The organism is Xanthomonas vasicola pv. musacearum NCPPB 4379 (assembly GCF_000277895.2).
Taxonomy (GTDB): domain Bacteria; phylum Pseudomonadota; class Gammaproteobacteria; order Xanthomonadales; family Xanthomonadaceae; genus Xanthomonas; species Xanthomonas vasicola.
The window spans coordinates 4,633,138-4,658,715 of record NZ_CP034655.1 but is presented as its reverse complement, the minus strand read 5'-3'; the positions used below and the strand labels follow the sequence as shown (position 1 = coordinate 4,658,715).

Here is a 25,578-nt window from a genome sequence, read left to right as displayed (position 1 = left end):
GCAGCGCTGCATCACAACGCTGCGAGCGCCTTGAGCAGCTCGCGCATTTCGTATTTATCGGTGTCGTCCAGCCCCTGCGCGCGCTGTTTGGCCTGTAGTTCTTCCACACGTTGCCGCAGCAGCTGCTTGTCGAGTTGTGCAACGACGTCGTGCAGCTCGATTGCCCAACTGTGCTCGTCGCCGGGCAGTTCCTGCGCCGCCAACCTTTGCAAAGCGACCTGCTCCTCGCGCTCGGCGAAGTGCTCCAGCAGCGCGCCGGTGCTGATTTCCGGGCGTTGCCGGACCAGATCCAGCAACTCGATCAGCAGTTCCACACCAGGCAGGCGCAGGCCAGCTAGGTCGTGGTGGCGGTCCAGGCTAAGCGCCAGCGATGGCTGTTGCAGTAGGATCGCAATGGCGGCGCGCACCAAGCTGCGCTTGGGAACTGCCTCTCTGCCGTTGGTATTGGATGGAAGGCTGCTCTGCCTCTTAGATGCTCCAAAGATATCCTGGCCGGTAAGTTCTTTGATCCGGGTAACCATGATGTCTCTGAAACCACTATCCGGCATTGCCACGATATCGGGTTTGCATTTGTCGAAAAAAGCAGCCTGTCCGGTTCTGCTGGCAAGTTGTGCTCCTTGCAGACGCTGATTGAAATAAAACTCTGAAATAGGGGTTGCCTTTTCAAGGCGGGCATTGAATGCGTCGGGCCCCTGACTTCTGACGATGCTGTCCGGATCCTCGCCATCGGGAAGGAAGAGAAAGAAGACCTGCTTTTCTTCTCTCATTTTCGGCAGTACCGATTCCAGCGCTTTCCACGCTGCAGACCTACCCGCTCTATCGCCGTCAAAGCAAAAATAGACTTTGTGTGCGTTGCGAAACAGCAGCTCGGCATGTTCGGGCGTGGTCGCGGTGCCCAGCGTGGCCACGGCCTGGGTCACGCCGAACTGGAACAGCGAGACCACGTCCATGTAGCCCTCCACCACGATCAGCCGTTCGATCTTCTGATTGGCCTGACGCACCTGCCACAGGCCGTACAACTCGCGGCCCTTGTGGAACAGCGCGGTTTCCGGCGAATTGAGGTACTTGGGGCCCGGGTCGCGGCCATCGGCCGGCGCGCCCATGATGCGTCCGCCGAAGGCGATCACGCGGCCGCGGCGGTCGAAGATCGGGAACATCACCCGGTCGCGGAATTTGTCGTAGACGTGGCCGCGATCGTTCTTGGAAAACAGCCCGGCGCGCTCAAGCACACTCATGCGCCGCGCATCGGTGCCCAGGGTGTCCTTCAACGCGCTGTAGCCATCGGGCGCATAGCCAATCTGGAAATGCGCGCGGTTGTCGGCATCCACGCCACGCCCGTCCAGATAGTCTCGGGCACGTTCGCTGCCCTCGAGCTGACGCTGGAAGAACTTGGTCGCCGCTTCCAATGCCGAATACAGCTCGCGGCTGTCGTCCTGCTGCTGCGGCGTGCGTTGCTGGGTTTCGCGCGGGATGTCCATGCCGGCACGCTTGGCCAGCTCGTCGACCGCATCGAGAAATTCGAGGCGGTCGTAATTCATCAAGAAGCTAATCGCGGTGCCATGCGCGCCGCAGCCGAAGCAGTGATAGAACTGCTTGGTCGGCGACACAGTGAACGAGGCCGAGCGCTCGTCATGGAACGGGCAGCGCGCCGAATATTCCTTGCCCTGACGCTTGAGCGGCACGCGACCGCCAACCACCTCGACAATGTCGGTGCGTGCGAGCAATTCGTCGATAAACGCGTCGGGGATGCGGGCCATCCCGCTAGGATATCTCAGCGGCCTGCCGGCGCCCTGTCCTGGGGATCGCTGGGGACACCAACGATGCAGGAACTGCAGCCAACCTCAGCCGCGCGGCAGCGCTTCCGACTCCGACGGTGACGCCACAGGCGCTGCATCGGCAGGCGGTACGATCACCGGCGGATGCTCGGGGTCTACGCCGGCCTCGCGCAGCTTGCGATGCGAGCGCACGCGCTCGTCGATCACCGCGGTGATCAAGGCCCCGACGAAGAACACCACCGAGGCGTAGTACATCCACACCAGCAGGATGACCAGCGTCCCCATCGAGCCGTACGCGCTGCCTGGCGCCGCAGTGGCGATGTACACGCCAATGGCGTAGCGGCCCAGCGCAAACAACAGCGCAGTGATGACGCCGCCCAGGAACGCCTGGCGCCAATCGACGGTGCGATCGGGCAGATAGCGATACAGGAACGCGAATGCCAGCGAATACAACGCCAGCGTCGTTACATAACCGACCGCAGGCAACACCGAGGGCAGGCGTGCGAACACCACCTGCAGTGCAGTGGTGGCGATCATCGACACGATCAGCAAAAAGCCCAGTGCCAGGATCACGCCGAACGAGAACACCCGCTTTTTCAGCCACGCCATCAGGCCGTCCAGGCGTTGCTTGTCGGTGCGGAAAATCAGGTTCAAGGCGTTCTGCAGCTGCGCAAACACTGCCGTGGCGCCAATGAACAACAACAGCGTGCTCCACAGGCCAGCCAGCGAGCCAACCCCAGGCTGGTCGGTAGCATTGCGAATGATGGTCTGCGCCACTTCGGCAGCGCTGCCGCCCGCCAATTGCGCGACCTGCTGCACCAACGCCTCTTGCGCAGGTGGATAAAGCGATGCAGTCAGCCACAACAGCAGTACCAGCAGCGGGGCCAGCGACAACAGCGCGTAGAACGACAACGACGCCGCCTGCGTCATCACGTCGATCTCGATAAAGCGGTTTAGCAATGCCATCGGCACGCTGCGCTGCAGACGGCTCAGATGCTTGTGCAGATAGGCGGATGAAAGCGTCGTCACCGGCGGGAGAATCCTTGGCGCATACCGTTGTGCGCGCAGGTGAGCTCAGAGCAAAGTCGGTATGCGGAAAGACCTTGCCTATGCCTGCGCTGGCGCAATCTTTCTAACAGGGCTGGATCGAAGGAAGGGTGAAAGCACGCATGTGTGGAGCAGTGAAGCGGTGTGGTGTGCAGCCGGCGTGGGTGGTCTGCCAGCGGCCGGGCGCATCGCGTGCCTTTGTATAGACAGCGACTTCAACGGGCAGCAGGTGTGGGCACAAGGTGCGTACGTACAGGCATCAGGACGCACGCTTGGCAATCACGAACGCCCGCGCAATTACAGCCTCGCAGACGGTGTAGCGCTTTCGCTGCAAAGCTGCACAGCTGCAGGGTGCATTGGACGTGATGTCGCTTCTTATGTCGTACTTCGCGTGCCGCAGATGTGCGACTGCCTTGTCCCTCGAAGATCGGCATGCCGCACCACAGCCCGTGGGACGTTTGTGACTTCAACTGGAAATTCGTTCGGCGCTGCACAAAGCAGTGCCGTAGTCGCCGCCGCGCGCTGTTCGCAGTGCCCTGGCCTTAGCGCAGGGCACTGCGGGGACATCAGCCTGCCAGGTGCTGCTTGACCAGGGTGGAGACCAGACCCATGTCGGCCTGACCGGCCAGCTTGGGCTTGAGCGCGCCCATCAGCTTGCCGATATCGGCCGGGCTGCTGGCGCCGGTCTCAGAGATCGCCGCCTGGATGGCGGCCACGATTTCGGCTTCGCCCATCTTGGCCGGCAGATAGCGCTCGATCACCACGATCTCTTCGCGCTCGATCTGCGCCAGATCTTCGCGTGCGGCGGCTTCGAACTGGGTGACCGAGTCCTTGCGCTGCTTGACCATCTTGTCGAGCACGGCGATCACCGCGGCATCGTCCATCTCGATGCGCTCGTCCACTTCCTTCTGCTTGATCGCGGCATTGATCAGCCGGATCACGCCCAGGCTGTGCTTGTCGCCGGACTTCATGGCGGCCTTCATGTCATCGGTGAGCTGCTGCTTGAGGGGCATGCGGTGACTCCTGAGTGTGTGGGTATTCAATGGTGACCGAGGCGCCGGAACGGGCTTGGTGCGTCGGCCGAAATGTAGGGCACCCACGCGCGTCGTAATGCGCGCGGCGGGCGGCACGCGTCTTGCGCGGGCTGCTCGATGTCGCTGACGCGAAACCGCATGACAGACCAATACAAAAAGCCGGCGACGCTTGCGCGTGCCGGCTCTTGGGTTCGCTCCCGGTGAGACGCGCCTTCAGCGCAGACCCACCGGCAAGGAACCGCGTTCGATCAGTACAAGCGCTGGCGCTTGGTGACGTCGCGCGAGGAACGACGCAGCTGACGCTTCACGGCAGCGGCAGCCTTACGCTTACGCTCCTGGGTCGGCTTTTCATAGAACTCGCGCTTGCGGGTTTCGGCCAGCACGCCGGCCTTTTCGCAGGTGCGCTTGAAACGACGGAGCGCAAATTCGAAGGGCTCGTTCTCGCGGACTTTAACGCTGGGCATGTGTTCTCCAGAAAATGGGATTTCCGTCCGGGAGCCCCGGGCGGGTGCGAGCGGACTCGCGTGACGGAATTTCCGGGTTGCCCCGGCGAGCCGCGCATTATAACGACTTGCCAACGACCTGCAAGCCCCCTGCAGAATTTCCTGGCACGACGCTTATAAAGCGTGCGCTTGGGCCGGATACGGCTACAACGGCGGGGCGGCGCAGCATATCGCCATCGGCCGATCTGCGCAGCGCAAAAACTGCGAAAATAGTGACATGTCCATGCTTGCCGAGCTGCCGTGAAAGTCCTTGGGATCGAATCATCGTGCGATGAGACCGGTGTAGCGGTCTACGACACCGCCTTGTCCGGCGTGCCGGCGCTGCGCGCCCACGCGGTGTATAGCCAGATTGCGCTGCATGCCGAATATGGCGGCGTGGTGCCGGAATTGGCCAGCCGCGACCACGTGCGCAAGCTGCTGCCGCTGATCCGCCAGACCCTGGGCGAGGCCGGGGTGGGTATCGACGAACTCGACGGCGTGGCCTACACCGCCGGCCCAGGCCTGGTTGGCGCCTTGCTGGTCGGTGCCGGGGTGGCGCGTTCGCTGGCCTGGGCACTGGATGTACCGGCGATCGGCGTGCACCACATGGAAGGCCACTTGCTGGCGCCGTTGATGGAAGACGACCCGCCGGAGCCGCCGTTCGTGGCCTTGCTGGTCTCGGGCGGGCATACCCAATTGGTGTCGGTGAAGGCGCTGGGCAGCTACGACGTGCTGGGCGAGACCCTGGACGACGCGGCCGGCGAGGCCTTCGACAAGACCGCCAAGATGATGGGCCTGCCGTACCCGGGCGGCCCGCAGCTGGCGGCATTGGCCGAAACCGGCACGCCGGGGCGCTACACGTTCGCGCGGCCGATGACCGACCGGCCGGGCCTGGATTTCAGTTTCAGTGGGCTCAAGACGCAGGTGCTGTTGGCCTGGCGGTCCAGCGACCAGTCCGACACCACCCGGGCGGACATCGCGCGCGGCTTCGAGGACGCGGTGGTCGACACCCTGGTCATCAAATGCCTGCGCGCGCTGGATGCAGCCGAGTGCACTACGTTGGTGGTGGCTGGCGGCGTAGGCGCGAACAAGCGCTTGCGCGCGCGCCTGCAGGAGGCCGCGCAGCGCCGTGGTGGCCGGGTCTGCTTCCCACGCCCTGCCTTGTGCACCGACAACGGCGCAATGATCGCCTTCGCTGGTGCGCTGCGGCTGCAAGCCGGCGAGCGCGCCGATGCAGCGGTGCATGTGACGCCGCGGTGGGATATGGCGAGCTTGCCGGTGTTGGCGGCGGCGCGGGATTCGGGAGTGGGGAGTGGGGATTCGTAGCCCGGTTTCTTGTTTGCTCTGCTCTTGTTTGCCTGCTCTTGCTCATCCCGACTCCCAATCCCAAATCCCAAATCCCGGCTCCCATGGATAAAGTGTTTATTGAAGGTCTCGACATCGATGCGCTGATCGGCATCTACGATTGGGAGCGGCGCATTCGCCAGACCTTGCGGTTCGATCTGGAGATAGGGTTTGACAACCGCATTCCGGCGGCCAGCGACGACATTGCCGATACGCTGAACTACAAGGCGGTGAGCAAGCGCCTGATCGAATTCGTGCGGGCGTCGGACTTCGGGCTGGTCGAGACGCTGGCCGAGCGCTGCGCGGCGCTCGTGCTGGACGAATTCGGCGTGCACTGGCTGCGGTTGAAGCTGAGCAAGCCCGGTGCGGTGCGCGGCGCGCAGGCAGTGGGCGTGATCATCGAGCGGGAACGGGCGGTCTGATTCCCCGCCGGCTGCATGCAGCGCTGGCCACTTTCGCTGCATGGAGACCCACGGCGTGCTGGAGCAAGAGCCGCGCGGTTATCAATCCGGCGCACCCACGCGACGCAACCGGGCGCTACACATCCCCGATCCCGACTCCCGGGCCTCAAAACTTGCATCCCCGCAGGCGCGTCAGGCTAGAATTGACGGCCATGTAAACGTTTTCTCAAGGATCTCATGGCTGCTGATCGCATCGAAACCCTGATTGCCCGGATGACCGTCGAAGAGAAGGTCGGACAGTTGGGTGTGTTCGCCGACATGGTGCGCCCCTTCGCGCCGGACGTGAATCCCGAAGCCAACGTGCTCAATGCCGACGAGGTATTGCAGCAGGTGCGCGCCGGCCGGGTCGGCTCGCTGTTCAATGGCGTTGGCGCCGCGCTGGGCGTGCAGATCCAGAAAGTCGCCTTGGAAGAAAGCCGGTTGGGCATTCCGGTTGTCCTGGCTGCTGACGTGATCCACGGCATGCGCACGGTGTTCCCGATCCCGCTGGGCGAGGCGGCGAGTTTCGAGCCCGAGTTGGCCGAGCGCACCGCGCGCGCCACCGCGATTGAGGCCACCGCTGCCGGCCTGCACTGGACTTACGCACCGGCCGTGGACATTGCCCGCGACCAGCGTTGGGGCCGTGGTGCCGAAGGCGCCGGCGAAGACGTGTTGCTGGGCGCCGCCTTTGCCGCCGCCCGCGTGCGCGGATTCCAGGGCAGCGACCTGACCGCGCATGATTCGCTGTTGGCCACGCCAAAGCATTTCGCCGCCTATGGCGCGGTGGCTGCGGGCATGGAATACAACACCGTCGACATTGCGCCGCAGACCCTGCGCGATGTGCACTTGCCGCCGTTCAAGGCCGCCTTCGATGCTGGCGCGTTGACCGTGATGTCGTCCTTCAACGACATCAATGGCGTGCCGGCCAGCGCCAACCATGAGTTGCTCACCGAGATTTTGCGCGGCGAATGGCAGTTCCCAGGCGTGGTGATTTCCGATTACACCGCCGACATGGAATTGATCGCGCACGGCTATGCCGCCGACGAGCGCGATGCGACCAAGAAGGCCTTCCTGGCCGGTCTGGACCTGAGCATGCAGAGCGGCTTTTATGCCGCGCATCTGCCGTCGCTGGTGGAAAGCGGCGAGGTGCCGATGGCCACGCTGGATGCCAGCGTGCGGCGCATCCTGCAGCTGAAAGAAGCGATCGGCTTGTTCGACAATCCGTATCGCTCGCTGGACCCGGCGCGCGAAGCCGACACCGCGCATCTGCCAGCGCACGATGCGCTGTCGCGCGATGCGGCGCGGCGTTCGATCGTGCTGCTGAAGAACGAAGGCGCACTGCTGCCTTTGAAAAAGAGCGGCCAACGCATCGCGTTGATTGGCCCATTCGTGCAGGACCGCGAGAACATCGAGGGTTGCTGGACCTTGTTCGGCGACAAGGAGCGCTACGTGACCCTGGAGCAGGGCGTGCGTGCGGTGGTCGGCACCGAAGACCTGAGCGTGGTGCAAGGTTGCGGCCTGGAAGAAGCGCTGCCGGGCGGTATCTCCGCTGCGATCGATGCGGCGCAGGCGGCGGATGTGGTGGTTCTGGCGCTGGGCGAGCCGCAGCGCTTCAGTGGCGAAGCGCAATCGCGCACCGAGATCACCCTGCCGCCGGCGCAACAGGCGCTGGCTGAAGCGGTTGCAGCGGCCGGCACACCGATGGTGGTGTTGCTGCGCAATGGCCGCGCGCTGGCCTTGAGTGGTGCAGTGCGCGATGCCGACGCGATTGCGGTGACCTGGTATCTGGGCACGCAGACCGGCACCGGCGTGGCCGATGTGCTGTTCGGTGACTACAACCCGTCGGCGCGTTTGCCGATCAGCTTCCCGCAGGTCACCGGACAGCAGCCGTATTTCTACAATCACCTGCGCACCGGCCGGCCGGAGTTGCCCGCCCTGTCAGAGTACAAGGCGCGTTGGCGCGAAATGCCTAACGAACCGTTGTATCCGTTCGGGCATGGCTTGAGCTACACCACGTTTGCGTATGCACAGCCGCAGTTGAGCGCGGCGCAACTTGGTTGGGATGACACGCTGACCATTACCACGCGCGTTACCAACACCGGCAAGGTCGCAGGCGAGGAAGTAGTGCAGCTGTATGTGCACGATCGCGTGGCCAGCCGCGTGCGCCCGGTGCGCGAACTCAAGGGGTTCCGCAAGGTGCTGCTGCAGCCGGGCGAGAGCCGGGACGTGGTGTTTACGTTGGCGCGTGATGCATTGGCGTTTACCAATCACAAGGGTATCTTCGGTGCGGAGCCGGGTCTGTTCGATGTGTGGGTATGCGCGTCGGCCAAGAGCGGCGAGGCAGTGACGTTCGAGTTGCTGGACAGCTGACGGCGGCGGGCTTCTGCTCGCCATTGCATCCTGAGCTGCGCTATCGAGCGAGTGGCGGGAGTTGGGCCAAAAGCCGCTAGTTGCGGTGGTGCTGGCAGTTGGGCAATTTGAGGAGTGATCACCGCAGCTGCGGGTGCTCCATCCAACTAGGGCGATGCATCAACGCACCGCATCGATAACACCGGCGCGCATCTTCGCCCGCCGGTGATGCATTCATCCTTATGATCGTCAGCGCTCAAACAGCGCGGGGCGATACTGCGAACCGGGTGACCACTGCTACAACACGAAGCGCCAGTTGATGTGTGCTTGAGAACAATGACGACGGTCCATTGTCGCCATCGCGCGTGTCTGTGCGTCGCGTCAGATACACCGGCTTATGCAGCGGAAATCGGTCAAGCGTCGTTCTCGACCGCCGCGTTGCTCTTGGGCGTGAGTTTCAGCAGACGTCCGGTACTGCCGCTGGCCTCGTCTTCGAGCAGCCACAGCGCGCCGTCCGGGCCTTGCTCCACTTCGCGGATGCGTGCGCCCATATCGTAACGGACCACTTCGCGTGGCTGGTCGCCCAACGACACCTGTACCAGCGCCATCGACGACAGCCCGCCGATAAAGCCATTGCCGCGCCACGCCGGGAACTGCTTGCCGCTGTAAATCACAAAGCCTGCGGGCGAAATCACCGGCGTCCAGCTGATCTTGGGCGCGGCAAATTCAGGGCGGGTGTTGTGGTCCGGGATCGGCGTGCCGTCGTAGTTGTCGCCGTTGGAGACGATGGGGTAACCGTAGTTGGCACCGCGCTGGATCAGGTTCAACTCATCGCCACCAAGTGGACCCATTTCGTGTTCCCACAGGCGCCCCTTGCTGTCGAAGGCCAGCCCGAGAATATTGCGGTGACCCAACGACCACACCTGCCCGGCAACGCCGCCTTGCGCAACGAAGGGGTTATCGGCCGGCACGCTGCCGTCGTCGTTGAGCCGGATCAGCTTGCCGAGGTTGGCTTTCATGTCCTGAGCGGGAGTGAATTTCTGCCGTTCGCTGGAACTGATCCATAGCTTGCCATCCGGCCCGAACGCGAGCCGATGCCCGAAGTGACCATTGCCGGTGACCTTGGGGTCCTGGCGCCAGATCACTTTCAGGTCCGACAGCGTGCCGCCGCCGGTTGCATCCAGCGTGAGCTTGGCGCGCGCTACCGCGGCGCCGCGTGTGTCGCCCTCGCCCGGCTCTGCATAACTCACGTAGACCAGGCCGTTCTTGGCGAAGCGCGGATGCGCCAGCACATCACCAAAACCGCCTTGGCCGCCGTAGGCGACGGCCGGAACGCCGGTGATGGTGCTTTTGCGTTTGGTCTTGGGGTCCAGCCGCATCAAGGCGCCGCGCTTTTCGCTCACCAACAAGCTGCCATCGGGCAGGAAAGTCATGGCCCAGGGTTCGTCGAAGTCGGCGACCGCAGTGGCCTGGAACGGCCACTGTGCTTTGGGGATGGAGGCCGCGGGGGCCGCTGCGGGCGCAGCAACTGCAGCGCCGGCAGTGAACAGGGTGGCCGAGCAGGCCAGAGCAAGCAGACGTCGGACAGACATGGGGTCCTCCTGGGGATAGGGCGCGGTGACGCTGCAGACCTCCCGCAACGTGTCCCGCGTCGGGTTTCAATACCTTACACGACGCCGCCGAGGTCGCCCTTGTTGCAGATCACTGTCTGCAAGACGTCCGCGTCTCACATCGTTGTATGTCATGCATCGTTTCACCATGAAAAGGAGTTTCCACGGCCACTCAAAAAACCTCGCCTGCTTTTATCGCCGCATCCTGGGCCGCATTGTTGCTGGGCGGTGCGGCGTATCTGATCGGGTTGTGGAATGCCCAGATCTTGCTCAACGAAAAGGGTTACTACTTCACGCTGCTGCTGTTCGGTTTGTTCGCATCGGTGTCATTGCAGAAGAGCGTGCGTGACCGCGCCGATGGAATTCCAGTCACCGGCTTTTACTACGCCATTTGCTGGTTTTCGCGGATTTCGGCATTGGTGCTGCTGACCATCGGCCTGATCAACGCCACGTTGTTGCTGAGCGAGAAAGGTTTTTACGCAATGGCCTATGCGCTGAGTCTGTTTGATGCGGTTGCGGTGCAGAAGAATACCCGCGATACGATGGAGATCAATGACGGACCGCGCAGTGCGCATAGCCTGCCACCGGCACTCGACTGATACATTGCAGATCGTGCGATGCAACAACGCCACCGTGGCGGTGGCGTTGTTGTTTCAGCGCTTGTGGGTATCGTCGCCAGTCACGAAATCGGCTGCGTTTTCCCAGGCGCGTCTGACCGCGTGTCGCGCCTTGCTCCAGCTTAGGGACGACGTTCCGCGCTTGGCTTCCCAATCGCGATGCAACTCGGCTTCAACCTGATCGTAGGCGCGCGCGTTGTCGCGGATGCGCGCCTCATGACCAGCCAGGTAAGCGCCTTCATAATCTTCGTAGCGATCGCCCTCGGTGTAATACGGCTCTTCAGTGAAGCGTTCGCGCCAATACGTCGATACGTTCTGACTGCGGTCTTCGTCCGGGGCACGGCCCGGAATCTGATACGGCACGTTCATGCGCGTCTCCGTGGTGGATGTGCGTTTACCGTAGATCGCTTGCTGTTAATTTCATTGCCAAAGCGAGTGAGTGGGACATCAAGGCGTCAGGGCCAAGCGGTACAACGACATTCGGCTGTGCTATCACTGCAGCGTCGTGCAGCGGGCATAGTGTGTGGTATGCAATCAGGTAGTCGCCGAGGCGGCTTCGTATGGCAGTGGTGTCGCGCCTGCGGCCACCATGGCTGGCTCCGCGTTCTGCAATGCCGCCTGCTCGGCATCGAGGATGACCAGCACACGCCCGGCCTGGATTTCGTCTTCAAACTGACGGCGTACCGGGTCGGGCACGGTTGCGCCGATTAATGCCGATGACCAGCTGCCGACCAGTGCGCCGGCCAATGCCATGACGCCTGCGCCGGCCAAGGTCAGCCCGATCGGCGGCACGGCAATGGCAACCAGCCCTGCGACCAGGCCGGCCGCACCGCCGGTTGCTGCGCCGCGTGCGGCCGCGGGGAGGAAATCGGTTTTGGCGTCCTTGCGTTCGTCGGGCACATCCTGCAGTTCGATATCGGAGCGGGCGATCAATGAAAGCGCATCATTATCGATACCCGCACCCCGTGCGGCCTGCAGTACGCGTTGCGCGCTGTCGAGATCGGCAGTGCTGTAGACATGGCGCAGTTTCATCGCAAGCTCCCATAAGGTGAGAGCCGCAGCGTTGGACGCATGCAGTTAGGTATGCGTGAGCGCTGCGCGAGCGTGCTGCGAAACGGTTTGTTGTGATTGAGCGAACGTGGCCTCTAGCCTAGCGCGGCAAGTGTCTGACGCGTTGTATCAGTGCGCGCGCTGTGGTTACTGCGCGCTATCCACTCCGCTTGATAACGACACCGTATTGCTCTCAGCTGTTCTCAACCTGCTTGCGCGGAAATAGATAGAACACCCAGCCGACCACCAGCGCCACGCCTGCGGCGGCCAGATTCTGCCAACTGGCGCTGGCCAGCAAACCCAGCGACAGCACCAAGGCGGCGATGGGGATGGCTGGGCCGCCAGGCAGGCGCAAGGTATCGGTGCGTTGCCGGTATCTGCGCGCCAGCACGATCACCGCCGCTGCGGTGCCGATGTAAGCAAACAGGCGCGTGACCATCGACAGTAATGCCAACTGCGTAAACGATCCCGACAACGCCAATGCAAGCGACAGTGCGCCCTGAGTAAGCACTGCTGCGGCAGGCGTGTGGAAGCGCGGATGCACGCGTGCCAGAAACGCTGGGCCATACCCATCGCGTGCAAGCGCAAACAAGAAGCGTGGGCCCAGCATCACCGTGTTGCTGGTGGTGCCGAGGATGGAAATGGTGGCGCCCACGGTCAAAATCAGTGCCAACGCTTCGCCACCGAATCGGCTTGCGGCATCTGCCAGCGGCGTGGGCGAGGCGGCAAGATTCGGTAGCGTCCCCTGGGCCACCACCTGCACCGCGGCGTAGATCAGGGTCACGGTGACGATCATGGTGATCAAGGCGAAGGGCACATCACGCCGCGGGTTGCGGTACTCGCCAGCGGCTGCGGGAATGTTTTCGAAACCTGCGTAGGCGAACAGCAGCAACAAAGCCGCTTCGCCGAGATTGCCCAGGTCGCGCAGATCCGGTGTGGTGCCGGCAAACGCCCACGACCAATCGACATAGAACAAGCCAATTGCCACGAACAGCAGCAATGGCAACAACTTGCCGATCACCAGCGCGATGCCGGTGCGCGCAGCAGATTTCACGCCGATCACGTTGATCGCGGTGAGCAGGCCCAGCGAGCCGACCACCACTAGCAAGCGTGCCCAGGTATCGGTAGTGGCGGTGGGCCAGAACCGCGCTACAGCGTCGGCCAGACCGTTGCTCAAGGCGGCCGCCGAACTGATGCGGGTGAGCCAGATCATCCAGCCGATCTGAAAACCGACGAACGGGCCGAAGGCTTCGCGCGTGTAGAGATAGCTGCCGCCGGGCGTATCGAAATAGCTAGCTGCCTGCGCGTAGCACAGCACCAGCAAGGCGACCGCCAGGCCGGCCAGCATCACCGCCCACAAACTCATCGGCCCCAACAGGGCGGCGGTTGCTGCGGGTAGCAGATAGATACCGCTGCCGATGACGTCGTTGATCGACAGGCCGACGATCTGCCAGCGGCTGACCACGCGAACCAAACCCGTTGCATCCGGTGCAGGCTGCGGTGTGCTCATGGCGCCTCCTCGGTCAGTGCGGGCAAGTGCCACGCAGTGTGCAGACGTGCATATTCGGCGCGTGGCAGCAGCACGAACAGCGGGTGATCCTCCGGCTTCAACCAGCCGAGCAGGCGTTGCATGTCGGCCGCTGCAATGGCGGTGCAGCCGGCGGTGAACTGGCCCGGCGTGCGCCACAGATGCGCGAAGATGCAGCTGCCGCGCTCGGGAATGGCCTTGGGATTGTGCGCGATCACGAAGCCCTCGCTGTAGCGCACATCGCCTGCGTGGCGCAGGTCCAGGCGCATCGGTTCGGTCGAGCCGGCGACGGCCTTCTCGCCAACTTGCGCAGCATCGACGATGCGGTTGTCGAGCGGCGAGCTGGGCACATGCATGCAGTGGTGGGTGGCGCTCATCGCCTGGTACGGCATCACGCTGTCGATACTCGGGGCGTAGCCAAAGGCCGGGCCGATGGCGAATATGCCAGCTGGGCTGCGGCCATCGCCTTCGCGCTTTTGCGGGCCCTGCGTCTGCGCCGGATGCAGGCCGTCTCCCCAGGCGCTGCCATGCCGCCCGAGCGCGACCGCAAAGCTCTGCGCCGCCGGTTGCCATTTGCGGTCCACGCGGGTAAACGTCTGCAGATGCGCTTGCGTGCTGTTCCAGTCCGGGGTGGTCACCACGATCAATGTGCGTGCCTGATTCAAGGCATCGATTGGATCGGCAGCGACGGCAAGGTTGCTACAGCTTGCCAGCGCCAGCAGCACAATGGATCGAAACACGGTGGCAAGGTGCATGCAGGCTCCGGGCGTTGGGTCGAGCGGGATGAGTCTGTGGGCGATCACGGTTGTCTGGAAACGGCGCGCTACGGTGGTGCTGTGTGATCGATGCCGCGTTGTCACTACTGTACTCAGCAATGCGGTTGCATGGTGCATGTGCGTGTGATGTCCATGCGCCCTGTTGGTGCCGGCTTATCGCGGGAAACACCCTTGCTTCGTGTTGCTTTCGTTTTTTGAGGCGTAGTTTCGTGTAGGAGTTAGCGCGGAGTGCTTGATCTTTGCGCTGGTTGCAGTGTCCTTGCCCGCCCACCTTCGCAGGACACGCTGCAAGTACGCTCCGTGGCGGCATCCATGCCGCCTAGAGGCCCGCGACGGTGAGCGGGCAAGGACTAGTCGAGTCAAGCGGTGCGCAGCATTTTCAAGCAACCAGTAACGGTCGCGCGATGCTCGCTTCTCCAATAAACCACCAGCCAATTGTCTGGTGCGGTGTTCTTACCGATTGCGGGACTGTTAGCAGCATGGATGTCGCCATCGAGCCCCATGGGCGGGTTTACGGCGTGTCCCGCGAGCGGTGAGGGCACACTCACTAGGAGCGCCAAACAGAATGACCGCTTAGCTGCCTGGCAGGTGCCTCCGTTACGCAGAATCCGCAATTACCACTCATAACACTGCGTCTCCTCTGCGCCGTCCACACCCGACTGATGGTCGTCAGCTAAGCCAATCTTAATCCGGCAACAGCTCCAGCCCACGAATGCGGCGAATGCCTAGCCCCGGCGAATCATCGATGTGGATCTGCGCCTCGTCGAACTGCACGCCGCCCTCGGTTGGATCGAACTGTCCCAGCGCGGGCGCATCCAGATCGGCCAGGGTGATGCTGTCGGCCTTGGCGACCGCCAAATGCACCGCAGCGGCGACGCTGATGCTGGACTCGATCATGCAACCGATCATGCACGGCAATCCATACAACGCGGCGATATCGGCGATGCGGATGGCGTTGGACAGCCCGCCGGTCTTCATCAGTTTGATGTTGATGATGTCGGCGGCGCGACGCTGGATCAGATCGATCACCTGCGCGGGCGAGAAGACGCTTTCATCGGCCATCACCGGTGTGTCGATGCGTGCGGTCACGAAGGCGAGCCCGTCGACATCGGCAGCCTTGACCGGTTGCTCCAGCAGCTCCAGCACGATGCCGCCATCTTCCAGCGTGCGCATGGTGCGTACCGCGTGTTTGGGCGTCCAGCCTTGATTGGCATCCAGTCGCAGCGATGCGCGCCCAGCAACTGCCGCATGGATCGCAGTGACACGTTCGACATCCGAATCGATGTCCTTGCCGACCTTGATCTTCAGTGCGCGATAGCCGCTTGCAAGCGCCGCTTGCGCTTGCGTCACCATGGTGTCGATGGCATCGGCACTGATGGTGATGTCGGTGGTGATACGCGGCGTGCCACCACCGAGCAGCTGGTACAGCGGCGCGCCGAACGCTTGTGCCCACAGATCGTAAAGCGCGATTTCCACGGCGGCCTTGGCGCTGGTGTTGCGCTCAAGTGCGTGTTGCACAAGGCCACATAGCCGGTTGAGATCGGCTACGTCCTGGCCGATCAGTTTGGGGCCGATGCAGTGCTCGACTGCGGCAATGATGCTGCCATGGGTATCGCCGGTGATGGGTGCGGTGGCCGGCGCTGCGCCATGGCCGATATGGCCGCTATCGGTCTGCAGCAGCACTACCACATCCTCGATGGCCTGCACGGTGCGCACGGCCGTCTTGAACGGCGTTTTCAACGGCACGCGCACCATGCCAAGCCGGAAGCCAGTGATCTTCATGGGGTGTCCGTTAGCGCAACACGTTGGATGCGGGTGATGTGATCGACGAATGCGAGAGCCATCGCTGGTGAGCAGTGGTAGCAACGGTGTCACCGACACGCCATTCAAACGTGCGCGCTGCACGCTGCCATCGGCCGCGCGGTAACTGGCACCGGCCACATCATGGATTACCCATGGCGTGCCATCTGCATGCCCGATGACCAGCATCACATGGCCGGGGATATAGATCAGATCGCCGACTTGCAGCCTTGCGATCTGCCGCAAACGTTTCGGCAATGGTGCAGCTGTATCGAACGGCACGCTGTGCAACACCGGGCTGCGCGCCTGGTCGCCGGTATTGCGGGGAAATGCGATACCGAGGCTGCGATAGACATCCAGCACGAAGCCACTGCAATCGCGCGCGTGGTAATCGTTTCCCCAGCCGTAACGTTCGCCGAGGAATTTGAATGCCTGCCTTAACACTGCGGCATTGGTAGCGGGCAAGGCGCCGATGCGGACATCGGCAGCGCGTGGGATCAATGCAGGCACCAGCTGCAAGCGGCCATCGGCGCTGCGCAGTGGCAGTTGCACCACATAGGCCGCTAGCGGCAACTGTCCGTTGACCGGCTGCTGCTGCGGCCAGTCACCGAGCAATGGCAGGCTGGTGCCCATGTCCAGCGTCAGTGCAGAAATCGGTGGGTTTTCGGGTGTGTAGGCGGTCTGCGTGCGGGCAGCGGTGACGATGACGCGCGGCCCGCGTCGTGCGTCATCCAGCACCTCGGCGCGGCTACCTTCGGCAAGTTGTGCGCTTGCGATCCACGCGGCGTAATTTGCGGCAATCACGAACTTCCACGCCCCATCTGCGCTGCTGTGCAGGACCGTGACCGGCGTGCCGGGATACAGCGCCGATTCCTGGAAGCGGTCGATATCGTGGTCGTCGGTACTGGTGAACACACGCTGCGCAGTGGGAAAGGTCCGCAATGCTGCACGGGTGACGACCAGCGCAAAGCGCGGTGGCACCTGTGTGGGAAGCGCATCCAACGCCAAGGCCTTGCGCAATGCAGCCAAGCGTGCAGCATCCAGAAGCCGCCCATCTGCGTCGTACAGCGGCCGTGTCGGCGTGGCCGACACGGTCTCGATGCGCGCGCGCACTTCGGTTGCGGCCAGCATGTCGGGCAACTGCGCGATGTCGTGCATCGATGCATCCTCGCGTAGCAGGCGCGCATTGAAGTCAGCGATCTGCGCGGGAGTCATCCGTGGCGTCAGCGCGTTGCGGCTGCGCTTGATCCAATACTCTGCGGTTAGCTGTGCATCGCTAACGACGAAAGGCGGCGCGTGTGCAATCGGCGCGCCGGTTGGTGCGGACACGGCGCTGCAGGGCAGGGCGAGTGCGATCAGCAGCAATATCAGCAGGCGGCGCGACAATGGCATGCAGAACTCAGGGTGAAGGCAGCCGCTGGCGGCTGCGAAGGAACGTTGATAGTGGCATGCGGCGCAGACCGCATCCATGCGTTTTCGCCGCAATGCGATCGCACGCTGGCAGTCTAAGTGCAGGCCTTGCGGTGCGGAGTGTGCAGAAAGTTGACCACCATCTTCGCCACGGCCACGCTAATGGCCATTGCCGCCATATCAGCTCAGGGCGCGAGCCACCGTGCTGCTGGCGCTCCCCTGTGCGGAGGGCCGCGCAAGCATCAACTCGGCGGATAATGGTACGGCGACCGCAGCGTGGCCGAGCCGGGACACGCTGCGCAGGTCGTCCGGCCTTTTCAGGAGAAATCCGTGCTGCCCAGCGTCCCTCTTTCGTCATCGGCCTGGCTGCGTGCAGCCGTCTGCCTGGTTGCTCTGTCGCTGGGCGCCTGTGCGCACGCACCGCAGCGCAACCCGCTGGCGCAGTGGGTTCCCTCGCCCAATTACGACACGCGGCGACCTATCCTGATCGTGTTGCATTTCACCGACCAGCATTCGGTGCAGCAAAGCCTGAGCACGCTGCGCGGCCGTAACAGCGGTGGTCGGGTCAGTGCGCACTATCTGATTGGCAATGACGGGCAGCGCTACCAGTTGGTCAGCGATGCGCAGCGCGCCTGGCACGGCGGTGCCGGACGCTGGGGCACCATCACCGACATCAATTCCGCCTCGATCGGGATCGAACTGGACAACGACGGCAGCGAGCCCTTCGCGCCGGCACAGATCGACAGCCTGCTGGTGTTGCTGGACGACTTGTGTAAACGCCTGCGTATCCCGCGCACGCAGATTGTTGGCCACGAGGATGTTGCTCCGACGCGCAAGAACGACCCAGGTCCGTTATTTCCCTGGAAGCGCCTGGCCGAAGCCGGCTTCGGCCGCTGGCCCTCGGCCGACGCGCCTGCAGCTCCGGAAGGTTTCGACCCATGGCAGGCGCTTGCCCTGATTGGCTACAGCATCGACGATCCAGCCGCCACCTTGCAGGCGTTTCACCATCACTACCGCAGCAACAGCGCCACCACGCTGGATGCCGAGGATCTGCGCATTCTGGCTGCGTTGACCAAAGACGCGAGAACTTTTAGCCCGCGACCGGCTCTTGAGCCAATCGAAAGCGATAGCCGCTAGGCCGATGGTGATCAAGCCACGCCGTGTATGGTTGCGAAGGAGGCACGGCGTGATCCGCCGCGCGAACTTTGCATTCTGTAAGCAAACAAACATGAAACGAAACCTGCTGTTTCGGAAAGGTCGCTACTGGCGACAGCTTCTTCTTCGAGGCGTCCTGTTGATGATCGCCATGGCGCCATCTGTCCTGGTCGCCAGCGACGTGCATGTGTCCTCGGTAAAGACAGCCGCAGAGGCTGGCCTTGTGGACGTGCATGTTCTTGCGCCGAACATCGCATTGGACATGCGTTATGCAAGCAGCAACAACTTCACCGGGCAGGTGGTGCCGGGATATCACGCGCCGCGGTGTTATCTGCTGCGGCCGCCTGCCGAAGCGTTGGCGCGGGTGGCGCGCACGCTCAAGGCAGAGGGGTACAGGTTGCAAGTGTTCGACTGCTATCGGCCGGTGCGGTCTGTGAAAGCATTCGTGGCCTGGGCTGCTGATGTGCAGGATCAGACGAGCAAGGCACAGTACTACCCGCGGGTGGACAAGCGGGCATTGCTGGGCGATTACATTGCCCCGACCTCCGGACATAGCCGCGGCGCGACCCTGGATCTGGGCTTGCTGGAGTGCAAGGCGGCCGCGTGCCACGCAGTAGACATGGGCACCGGCTTTGATTTCTTCGATGCGCGTGCGCACACCGACGCGCCGGACATCAGTGCAGCGCAACGCGCACATCGCCAGCGCCTGCTGCGTGCGATGGCTTCCGAAGGGTTTGCCAACTATCCGATGGAATGGTGGCATTTCACATTTCGTCCCGAGCCCAGGCCTGACACCGCCTACGATGTTCCGGTGGACTGACGGGCGACCGATCAATAGCTGCGTCGGCGTTCGGCCATCAGGTGGTGCCCGCACTCGGTAGCCGGCTTGCGGCAGGTGTGCATTGCAACGCGGAAGCGGCCACCTTGGATGCCGGCAATTTTTCCGAAGGTTGGACGCGCGAGAAATGCAGTGCGCATGCGTCAGCTCTGGGCAGTACGTGTCGCTATCGCATCGCCGGCAACAGCGCAAGCACCAGCACAGCGCCAGTCGTACACTTCAGTGCCAGCCTGCCGTCGCACCCGCCGGTGTCGCCCGCAACGCCTGATCACCCGCTTCGACAGATCCAAGGAACCGCCATGTCCGACCCGGAACGCTTTGTGGATATCGCCTGCCCGTACTGCGGGGAGTGGATCACGCTGGCGTTGGATTTGACCGGCGGCGACCAGCACTACATCGAAGATTGCCAGGTCTGCTGCAAGCCCATTTCGGTGAGCGTGCGCTGGGATGAAGAGGGCGAGGCGCAGGTGAGTGCGCGTGGGCAGGACGACGCCTGAGCCACCCGCGGCCACGGCACCCTGCCAATCCGTTTTCGCGATGCACGACGGCATTGCACCCTGTAGCGGACTGAGGCCAGCAATCGCCTGCCATCTCCACATCGCCCGGCTGCGATCGACGCGGCTAGCATCCAGTTCGTTCGCAGCGCCCGTGTTGCGGCGCGCGCGCGGATTCAAACGCAGCAGCCGCTAGACTGATGCGCCTGCTGCCAGGATCGTCACGATGAATTTGCCCCTGCACTTCGGCCTGCTCGGTTCGCTGGAGGCTGGCCTGATCGCGCTCATCCTGGGGGTGCTGGTCTTTGCAGCAGTGGAACGCATCGCCCGGCGTATGCAGTTCAACCATGGCCAGACGCTCGGCATTGCCTGCCTGCTCACCGTGGCCATCGGCGCCGGTGACGACATCTGGAATCTTGTCTATACCAGTATCGTGCGGCTGGAATCGCCGCTGTACGCCCGCTTGGCGCTGGCCAAGATCCACGATCCCAACGAATTGGGCTCGCGCGTGGTGCTTGAGGTTGCCGGTGCGCTTGCCGGTGTGGTGCTCGGTTGGAAACTGTTCAGTTCCGGAAGCTGGGACGATAACGCGCCGAGTGCGTGAAATCGCCGGTGAAAGTGCGGTTCAGGTCGCAAAAAATTTATGCATTGAATGAGTCGCTTCGGTTTGACTCACCTATGCCTAACAGGCGATTAACCGCAAACATTCAGGCTGTGGTTAAAAGAATGTTTTGCGCAAAATTGCGCCGGGTTGGACGTTCATTTGCGATGGGTAGGGTAAGGCCATGTGCGGCGACACCGCGCATTCCCAAGCCAAGGAGACCTCCCTAATGAAGAATCGCAACCGCACCTCGCTGCTCGCTGCAACCGCCTCTCTTGCTGCCGCTCTGGCGCTGCCGGCAATGGCGCAAAGCACCTCTCAGGATGCCGCGGCGCAGTCGGGTAGTTCGGCCACTTCCGCGCAATCCGGTGGCGGCCAGACCTGGGCCAGCGTGGATACCGATAGCGATGGCGCCATCAGCAAGCAGGAAGCGCAGGTCAATGCCGGCCTTGCGCAAATCTTTGATCAAGCCGATGGCAATGCCGATGGAAAGTTGACCCCGGACGAGTACAAGGCGTTTGTCGCCAAGCAGCAGGGTGGTGGAGCTGCAAGCGGCTCGCAGGGTAATTAATGCAGATAGTTTGTTCGATATACACCCTGCCTTTCTGAGAGGAAGTATTTCTTCGAGAGCGCTGGCATTGATCCACGCCAACGCTCGATCACACGCTGTAGTACGCAATAACAACAGGATGGTCACGCGGGAGCGATCTGCCAGGGTCGCTCCCGTCTTATTGACGTCTATCGCGCTAAAGTGATGCGTTACGCGTCGGGCGCTTATCCACATGTCGCACTCACGTCTTGCATTTTTAGTCGGGCTGGCAATTCCGTGCTGTGCGGTTGCCGCGCCGCCCGAATTGCGGCCGGCCACGCCTGCACCGTCTTTACCAACGACCGCTGGCGGCACCGCTCCGGCGATGTCGCCCTTGCCGATCGATCCCCCGGCACCGGCGACCACGCCCTTGCTGCCTGCCGACGCACCCAGATCCGCCGGGTCCACGAGCGGCGCCGAGGCATCCGTTGCGCCCTCCGCCGGCAGCCTGGCGCCGCGCAGTTTCCGTAGCCTGGATACCGACGGCGATGGATCGCTGACACTGGCCGAGGCCAGTGCCGATCCGGTGTTGCGCGAGAATGTCGCCGCCTTCGACAGCAATGGCGATGGGCGTCTGTCGCGCGACGAATTCGCCAGCTACCAGCCCGGGCCGGGCGATGCTGCAGGCGATTGAGCACGGCGCCAGATCGGTGCGCTGCTAACCTTGCGCGATGAGCGCACTTGCACAACGCGACGGCCAGGCGATCCAACTGGTCGGCTTCGACGGCGACGATACCCTTTGGAAAAGCGAGGACTATTACCGCACTGCCGAAGCGGATTTCGAAGCGATCCTGTCCGGTTATCTGGATCTGGGCGACAGCCGCATGCAGCAGCATCTACTTGCGGTGGAACGGCGCAACCTCAAGGTGTTCGGTTACGGCGCCAAGGGCATGACGCTGTCGATGATCGAAACCGCAATCGAACTGACGCAGGCGCGCATTGCAGCCAGCGATATCCAGCGCATCGTCGAGATCGGCCGTGCCACGCTGCAGCATCCGGTGGAGGTAATTGCCGGCGTGCGCGAGGCAGTCAGTGCGATTGCCGCCGATTACGCCGTGGTGCTAATCACCAAGGGCGACCTGTTTCACCAGGAGCAGAAGATCCAGCAGTCCGGCCTGGCGGATCTGTTTCCGCGGGTGGAAGTGGTGTCTGAAAAGGATCCGCAGACCTATGCGCGCGTGCTCGGTGAATTCGATCTGCCGGCGCAGCAGTTCGTCATGATCGGTAATTCGCTGCGCTCGGACGTGGAACCGGTGCTGGCCATCGGCGGCTGGGGCATCTACACCCCGTATGCCGTGACCTGGGCGCACGAGCAGGAACATGGTGTGGCCGCTGACGAACCGCGCATGCGCGAAGTGCCCGACGCCGCCGGCTGGCCGGCAGCAGTGCATGGGTTGGATGCGTTGGCGCAGCAGCGCTAAGCTGGATTAGGTCGCCGTTGTTGCGGCGATACTGGTTTGGTAACTTGATACGTCAACGCGCGGGCGCCTCATGCGCCCAACGACAGGATGTTGACGGCTGTGCATGCGTGCGCGGCCGAGCTTGGAGGGAGTGCCGATGACCATGTTGTCCGTTGCCCCAGCGTGCCGGTGTGGCGTTATTGCTCGGGCTGCTAACGAGCGCCGCACCGCCGGCTGCCGCCGAGTTGGAAGACGAAATCATCAACCCGAGCGAAGTCATCTTTCGTGACGGGCAGCCTTACGACGACGACGAAGGCGGCGATTACGTGCGCCTGCAAACGCGTCTGTATTTCCGTAAGGTGCGCTTCGATCGCGAGCAGGGCTATGTCGATGCGCAGGGCGAGAGCATCGCCAGGTTGCAGGCTCGACCGAGCGGGCGTGATCGCAGCGCCGAGTTAATGGGCGACCGTTACGATGCTGACGACCGCTACGCGGGCTATGGGGGATACCGAGGGTTTGGTGGACCCATCCGCCTGGGTGCCTCGCGCAACCGTCCCTATGGCCAGGTTTACTATGGCAATGGCCTGTATGGTCCGGATCCCCACAGCAGCCCGCAAAACCGCGACGCGCGCCAGCGTTACGTCGGTCCCGGCTACATCGGCTCCTGCGCTCTGAGCGGCTGCCGCGAGGTTACCAGTTCGGGTTTACGATCTGCGCTAAGGGCCGGAAACGCGCGCTCATGCAAGGAGTGCATCCGTGCATTGTGTGGGCGCAGATATCACAGAACTATCTTGTCAGCGCACCTTGCTGTTGATGGCGACGGTGCCTAGACCTCTACAGACTGCGCGCCGTTTCTGATGACAGCAGTAGGTTGAAATCAGAGTGAGGCACCTGCTGCGAATTGCGCGCACACCTGTGCCGGATCTTGAACTTTGGACGCTCTAACGGCGCTTCCTTGCCAGACATCGCTCGTTGAGCGCACGGCTCGCCTTGCGCCCCCGCCACCGGGTCTTGATGCACCGTTGCCTGACAGCACCGCACGCATGCGGCATCATCGGGGCATGCCTGCGTCCCGCTCATTCGTGTTGCGCTCTCTGCCATTGCTGGTGGCATTGCTGTGGCCGGCGCTGGGTGCCGCGCAGACTTCGCCGGTCTCCACAGCAACTGCTGCAACGAAAGAACCGGCGCCGAGGGTGATCCCGGGCACCGGTGATGCCTGGGTGGACCAGCATCTGGCCGATATGGGCAGTTATGCGCAGCGCTATCCGGCCAGTTTCATCGATGAGGTGGCGCGCTATACCGGCACGCCGCGCGAGTACGTGCAGGCGCTGCTGCACGTGCAGGGCTGGCATGCGGGGGATATCTATTTCGCGTGTTTCTGGGCGCAGACCGTGCAGCTGTCGTGCCGTGACACTGTGCGTGCCTACAGCCGCGACCATCATGATGGCTGGGAGGGCGTGGTCACGCGGCTGTCGGTGGCGCCGGACAACGCGCACATGCGCGCGCTGCGGCACGCCATCGTCGCCAGCTACGACCGCTGGGAACGCCCGATCACCCTGGACGCCTTGCTGCGGCGTCAGCTCGGCGATGCTGCGCAGCGTCTGGAAGCAGCGCGCCAGGCCAGCGAAGCGGCCGAGGCGGCGGCGCAGGCCGGGCTCTAACGCGCGCGCGCGCGCGTCGCGTCCAGCGGCACGCGCACGCGCACGCCAGTGTTGCGTGGCTGTCTGCGCGCCAACAGGTGGCCTGCGATGCTGCCGTGCAGCTGGCCGGCGCAGGGCGAGGTCGGCGAGAATGCGACAACGCTGGCTTCGGCCGGCACTTAGCCAAGACCAGCCCATGCGCGATACCGCCTTTGTCTCTCCCGATCAGATCCGCAGCTCGTTCGCCCAGGCGATGTCTGACATGTATCGCACCGAGGTGCCGTTGTACGGCGATCTGATGTCGCTGGTGGCCCAGGTCAATGCGCAGACGCTGCAGGCCGATCCCGCGCTGGCGGCACGGCTGCAGCGCAACGACGAACGCGCGCGGCTGGATCTGGAACGCCATGGCGCCATCCGCGTCGGCACGGCCGCCGAACTGGCCACCTTGCGCCGGCTGTTTGCGGTGATGGGCATGCAGCCGGTGGGCTATTACGATCTGTCGGTGGCCGGCGTGCCTGTGCATTCCACTGCGTTCCGCCCGATCGACGAGGCGGCGCTGTCGGCCAACCCGTTCCGCGTGTTCACCTCGTTGCTGCGGCTGGAGTTGATCGAAGACGCCACGCTGCGCGCACAGGCCGAGCAGATCCTGCAGCAGCGGCAGATCTTTACCGCCGGTGCCTTGCAGCTGATCGAGTGCTACGCACAACAAGGCGGGCTGGATGCCGGCCAGGCAAAGCAGTTCGTCGCCGAAGCGCTGGAAACCTTCCGCTGGCATGGCGATGCCACGGTGTCGCTGCCGACCTATCGCGCGCTGAGCGAGGCGCATAAGTTGATTGCCGATGTGGTGAGCTTCCACGGCCCGCACATCAATCACCTCACGCCGCGCACGCTGGATATCGATGCGGCGCAGGAACAGATGCAGCGTGCCGGCATCAATGCCAAGGCGGTGATCGAAGGACCGCCGCGTCGGCGTGTACCGATTCTGTTGCGGCAGACCAGTTTCAAGGCGCTGGAAGAGCCGGTGCGTTTTGTCGGCGATGACGGGCAGCCGGAGCATGGCACGCATACCGCACGCTTCGGCGAGATCGAGCAGCGCGGGCTTGCGCTGACACCCAAGGGCCGCGCGCTGTACGACGCACTGCTTGCGCAGGCGCGCGATGCCGACGGTGCCGGCAGCACGGGCACCGATTACGCCACCCGTCTGCAGACTGCTTTTGTGGCCTTCCCCGATGACGAGGCCTTGCTGCGCCAGGAAGGGTTGGGGTATTTCCGCTATGCGCTCACCGACGCCGGCCGCGCCGACCCGGCGCAAGTGGCCGCGATGCCGGCAGAAACCGCGATTGCGCTCGGCCTGGTCAGCGCCGACCCGATCATCTACGAAGATTTTTTGCCGGTTAGCGCGGCCGGCATCTTCCAGTCCAACCTCGGTGGTGCCGAACAGCGCGCCTATGCCGCGCATTCGAGCAAGCGCAGTTTCGAGCAGGCGCTAGGTGCGCAGGTGCACGACGAATTCGCGCTGTATGCGCAGCTGGAGCGCGAGTCCTTGCAGGGCTTGCTGGTGTAGCCGGCGCCGCGCGCAGTGTTGCATTGCGCGCGGCC

General features: G+C 63.3%; 25 protein-coding genes and 1 pseudogene. 14 read left to right on the top strand and 12 right to left on the bottom strand.

Annotated features, from left to right (window positions below):
- Positions 1 to 11 precede the first annotated feature (11 nt).
- The 4 genes from dnaG to rpsU form a co-directional block, all read right to left on the bottom strand.
- Complete coding sequence (gene dnaG / locus KWO_RS21480; RefSeq protein WP_010374654.1) at positions 12 to 1,757, bottom strand: DNA primase; 1,746 nt, start codon at positions 1,755 to 1,757, stop codon at positions 12 to 14.
- Positions 1,758 to 1,841: 84 nt separating this feature from the next.
- Positions 1,842 to 2,804, bottom strand: coding sequence for a YihY/virulence factor BrkB family protein (locus KWO_RS21475; RefSeq protein ID WP_010374652.1), 963 nt, complete (start codon positions 2,802 to 2,804; stop codon positions 1,842 to 1,844).
- Between the two features lie 584 nt (positions 2,805 to 3,388).
- Positions 3,389 to 3,835: a GatB/YqeY domain-containing protein gene (locus tag KWO_RS21470; RefSeq protein WP_010380058.1), complete on the bottom strand. Its 447-nt coding sequence runs from the start codon at positions 3,833 to 3,835 to the stop codon at positions 3,389 to 3,391.
- A gap of 269 nt (positions 3,836 to 4,104) precedes the next feature.
- Entirely contained in the window at positions 4,105 to 4,320 is a 216-nt protein-coding gene (gene rpsU, locus KWO_RS21465) for a 30S ribosomal protein S21 (RefSeq protein WP_002808376.1), read from the bottom strand.
- 279 nt (positions 4,321 to 4,599) lie between these two features.
- On the opposite strand from rpsU, the gene tsaD reads away from it, so the two are divergent.
- From tsaD to KWO_RS21450, 3 genes are all read left to right on the top strand, one after another.
- Positions 4,600 to 5,664: a tRNA (adenosine(37)-N6)-threonylcarbamoyltransferase complex transferase subunit TsaD gene (gene tsaD / locus KWO_RS21460; protein ID WP_017112513.1), complete on the top strand. Its 1,065-nt coding sequence runs from the start codon at positions 4,600 to 4,602 to the stop codon at positions 5,662 to 5,664.
- Positions 5,665 to 5,747: 83 nt separating this feature from the next.
- Positions 5,748 to 6,104 carry a dihydroneopterin aldolase gene (folB, locus tag KWO_RS21455; protein ID WP_010363774.1) on the top strand — a complete coding sequence of 119 codons (357 nt, stop codon included), beginning with the start codon at positions 5,748 to 5,750 and terminating at the stop codon, positions 6,102 to 6,104.
- Positions 6,105 to 6,320: 216 nt separating this feature from the next.
- On the top strand, positions 6,321 to 8,492 hold the full coding sequence (locus KWO_RS21450; RefSeq protein WP_010380054.1) for a glycoside hydrolase family 3 N-terminal domain-containing protein: 2,172 nt from the start codon (positions 6,321 to 6,323) through the stop codon (positions 8,490 to 8,492).
- A gap of 392 nt (positions 8,493 to 8,884) precedes the next feature.
- Here the strand turns inward: KWO_RS21450 and KWO_RS21445 are convergent, their stop codons facing one another.
- A complete protein-coding gene (locus tag KWO_RS21445) occupies positions 8,885 to 10,063 on the bottom strand; it encodes a PQQ-dependent sugar dehydrogenase (RefSeq protein ID WP_010380052.1) in 1,179 nt (392 codons plus the stop codon).
- Positions 10,064 to 10,296: 233 nt separating this feature from the next.
- On the opposite strand from KWO_RS21445, the gene yiaA reads away from it, so the two are divergent.
- The gene (gene yiaA / locus KWO_RS21440; RefSeq protein ID WP_010380050.1) at positions 10,297 to 10,680 is read left to right on the top strand and encodes an inner membrane protein YiaA; all 384 of its coding nucleotides are present in this window, start codon (positions 10,297 to 10,299) and stop codon (positions 10,678 to 10,680) included.
- Between the two features lie 54 nt (positions 10,681 to 10,734).
- On the opposite strand, the gene KWO_RS21435 is transcribed toward yiaA, so the two are convergent.
- The 6 genes and pseudogenes from KWO_RS21435 to KWO_RS21410 all read right to left on the bottom strand — a co-directional run bounded on the left by KWO_RS21435 (position 10,735) and on the right by KWO_RS21410 (position 17,244).
- Positions 10,735 to 11,067, bottom strand: a complete 333-nt coding sequence (locus KWO_RS21435; protein WP_010363765.1) for a hypothetical protein — start codon at positions 11,065 to 11,067, stop codon at positions 10,735 to 10,737.
- A gap of 165 nt (positions 11,068 to 11,232) precedes the next feature.
- The gene (locus tag KWO_RS21430) at positions 11,233 to 11,730 is read right to left on the bottom strand and encodes a hypothetical protein (RefSeq protein ID WP_010380047.1); all 498 of its coding nucleotides are present in this window, start codon (positions 11,728 to 11,730) and stop codon (positions 11,233 to 11,235) included.
- A gap of 211 nt (positions 11,731 to 11,941) precedes the next feature.
- A complete protein-coding gene (locus KWO_RS21425) occupies positions 11,942 to 13,258 on the bottom strand; it encodes an APC family permease (protein ID WP_010363761.1) in 1,317 nt (438 codons plus the stop codon).
- The gene (locus KWO_RS21420; RefSeq protein WP_010380044.1) at positions 13,255 to 14,031 is read right to left on the bottom strand and encodes a L,D-transpeptidase family protein; all 777 of its coding nucleotides are present in this window, start codon (positions 14,029 to 14,031) and stop codon (positions 13,255 to 13,257) included. Before KWO_RS21420 ends, KWO_RS21425 begins: the two co-directional genes overlap by 4 nt.
- Before the next feature lie 705 nt (positions 14,032 to 14,736).
- A complete protein-coding gene (locus KWO_RS21415) occupies positions 14,737 to 15,834 on the bottom strand; it encodes a dipeptide epimerase (protein WP_017114117.1) in 1,098 nt (365 codons plus the stop codon).
- Positions 15,831 to 17,244: pseudogene (locus tag KWO_RS21410) on the bottom strand (C40 family peptidase). Before KWO_RS21410 ends, KWO_RS21415 begins: the two are co-directional and overlap by 4 nt.
- Before the next feature lie 348 nt (positions 17,245 to 17,592).
- Here KWO_RS21410 and KWO_RS21405 point away from each other — a divergent pair.
- On the top strand, positions 17,593 to 18,399 hold the full coding sequence (locus tag KWO_RS21405) for an N-acetylmuramoyl-L-alanine amidase (protein WP_010380040.1): 807 nt from the start codon (positions 17,593 to 17,595) through the stop codon (positions 18,397 to 18,399).
- A gap of 91 nt (positions 18,400 to 18,490) precedes the next feature.
- Positions 18,491 to 19,237 carry a M15 family metallopeptidase gene (locus KWO_RS21400; RefSeq protein WP_010380038.1) on the top strand — a complete coding sequence of 249 codons (747 nt, stop codon included), beginning with the start codon at positions 18,491 to 18,493 and terminating at the stop codon, positions 19,235 to 19,237.
- Positions 19,238 to 19,248: 11 nt separating this feature from the next.
- Here KWO_RS21400 and KWO_RS22740 read toward each other — a convergent pair whose 3' ends face one another.
- Entirely contained in the window at positions 19,249 to 19,395 is a 147-nt protein-coding gene (locus KWO_RS22740; RefSeq protein WP_017121793.1) for a hypothetical protein, read from the bottom strand.
- Between the two features lie 159 nt (positions 19,396 to 19,554).
- Between KWO_RS22740 and KWO_RS21395 the strand changes: the two genes are divergently transcribed.
- The 8 genes from KWO_RS21395 to hglS all read left to right on the top strand — a co-directional run bounded on the left by KWO_RS21395 (position 19,555) and on the right by hglS (position 25,543).
- Positions 19,555 to 19,752, top strand: a complete 198-nt coding sequence (locus KWO_RS21395) for a CPXCG motif-containing cysteine-rich protein (protein ID WP_010380036.1) — start codon at positions 19,555 to 19,557, stop codon at positions 19,750 to 19,752.
- Between the two features lie 223 nt (positions 19,753 to 19,975).
- Positions 19,976 to 20,353, top strand: a complete 378-nt coding sequence (locus KWO_RS21390; RefSeq protein WP_010380034.1) for a membrane protein — start codon at positions 19,976 to 19,978, stop codon at positions 20,351 to 20,353.
- A 226-nt stretch (positions 20,354 to 20,579) separates the two neighbouring features.
- The gene (locus tag KWO_RS21385) at positions 20,580 to 20,921 is read left to right on the top strand and encodes an EF-hand domain-containing protein (protein WP_010363744.1); all 342 of its coding nucleotides are present in this window, start codon (positions 20,580 to 20,582) and stop codon (positions 20,919 to 20,921) included.
- A 244-nt stretch (positions 20,922 to 21,165) separates the two neighbouring features.
- Positions 21,166 to 21,573: an EF-hand domain-containing protein gene (locus KWO_RS21380; protein WP_026112116.1), complete on the top strand. Its 408-nt coding sequence runs from the start codon at positions 21,166 to 21,168 to the stop codon at positions 21,571 to 21,573.
- 37 nt (positions 21,574 to 21,610) lie between these two features.
- Entirely contained in the window at positions 21,611 to 22,360 is a 750-nt protein-coding gene (locus tag KWO_RS21375) for an HAD family hydrolase (protein ID WP_010363742.1), read from the top strand.
- Positions 22,361 to 22,530: 170 nt separating this feature from the next.
- On the top strand, positions 22,531 to 23,169 hold the full coding sequence (locus tag KWO_RS21370) for a hypothetical protein (RefSeq protein WP_017113663.1): 639 nt from the start codon (positions 22,531 to 22,533) through the stop codon (positions 23,167 to 23,169).
- A 213-nt stretch (positions 23,170 to 23,382) separates the two neighbouring features.
- The gene (locus KWO_RS21365; protein WP_017112508.1) at positions 23,383 to 24,000 is read left to right on the top strand and encodes a hypothetical protein; all 618 of its coding nucleotides are present in this window, start codon (positions 23,383 to 23,385) and stop codon (positions 23,998 to 24,000) included.
- Between the two features lie 175 nt (positions 24,001 to 24,175).
- On the top strand, positions 24,176 to 25,543 hold the full coding sequence (gene hglS, locus KWO_RS21360) for a 2-oxoadipate dioxygenase/decarboxylase HglS (protein ID WP_017113409.1): 1,368 nt from the start codon (positions 24,176 to 24,178) through the stop codon (positions 25,541 to 25,543).
- Positions 25,544 to 25,578: the final 35 nt, after the last annotated feature.

Coding starts and splice junctions, on each gene's coding strand:
- dnaG (WP_010374654.1), bottom strand. CDS start 1,757: ATGGCCCGCATCCCCGACGCGTTTATCGACGAATTGCTCGCACGCACC.
- KWO_RS21425 (WP_010363761.1), bottom strand. CDS start 13,258: ATGAGCACACCGCAGCCTGCACCGGATGCAACGGGTTTGGTTCGCGTG.
- KWO_RS21400 (WP_010380038.1), top strand. CDS start 18,491: ATGAAACGAAACCTGCTGTTTCGGAAAGGTCGCTACTGGCGACAGCTT.
- KWO_RS21450 (WP_010380054.1), top strand. CDS start 6,321: ATGGCTGCTGATCGCATCGAAACCCTGATTGCCCGGATGACCGTCGAA.
- rpsU (WP_002808376.1), bottom strand. CDS start 4,320: ATGCCCAGCGTTAAAGTCCGCGAGAACGAGCCCTTCGAATTTGCGCTC.
- KWO_RS21365 (WP_017112508.1), top strand. CDS start 23,383: ATGCGGCATCATCGGGGCATGCCTGCGTCCCGCTCATTCGTGTTGCGC.
- folB (WP_010363774.1), top strand. CDS start 5,748: ATGGATAAAGTGTTTATTGAAGGTCTCGACATCGATGCGCTGATCGGC.
- KWO_RS21415 (WP_017114117.1), bottom strand. CDS start 15,834: ATGAAGATCACTGGCTTCCGGCTTGGCATGGTGCGCGTGCCGTTGAAA.
- KWO_RS21430 (WP_010380047.1), bottom strand. CDS start 11,730: ATGAAACTGCGCCATGTCTACAGCACTGCCGATCTCGACAGCGCGCAA.
- KWO_RS21435 (WP_010363765.1), bottom strand. CDS start 11,067: ATGAACGTGCCGTATCAGATTCCGGGCCGTGCCCCGGACGAAGACCGC.
- KWO_RS21470 (WP_010380058.1), bottom strand. CDS start 3,835: ATGCCCCTCAAGCAGCAGCTCACCGATGACATGAAGGCCGCCATGAAG.
- KWO_RS22740 (WP_017121793.1), bottom strand. CDS start 19,395: ATGCGCACTGCATTTCTCGCGCGTCCAACCTTCGGAAAAATTGCCGGC.
- KWO_RS21420 (WP_010380044.1), bottom strand. CDS start 14,031: ATGCACCTTGCCACCGTGTTTCGATCCATTGTGCTGCTGGCGCTGGCA.
- KWO_RS21390 (WP_010380034.1), top strand. CDS start 19,976: ATGAATTTGCCCCTGCACTTCGGCCTGCTCGGTTCGCTGGAGGCTGGC.
- KWO_RS21395 (WP_010380036.1), top strand. CDS start 19,555: ATGTCCGACCCGGAACGCTTTGTGGATATCGCCTGCCCGTACTGCGGG.
- KWO_RS21385 (WP_010363744.1), top strand. CDS start 20,580: ATGAAGAATCGCAACCGCACCTCGCTGCTCGCTGCAACCGCCTCTCTT.
- hglS (WP_017113409.1), top strand. CDS start 24,176: ATGCGCGATACCGCCTTTGTCTCTCCCGATCAGATCCGCAGCTCGTTC.
- KWO_RS21375 (WP_010363742.1), top strand. CDS start 21,611: ATGAGCGCACTTGCACAACGCGACGGCCAGGCGATCCAACTGGTCGGC.
- KWO_RS21445 (WP_010380052.1), bottom strand. CDS start 10,063: ATGTCTGTCCGACGTCTGCTTGCTCTGGCCTGCTCGGCCACCCTGTTC.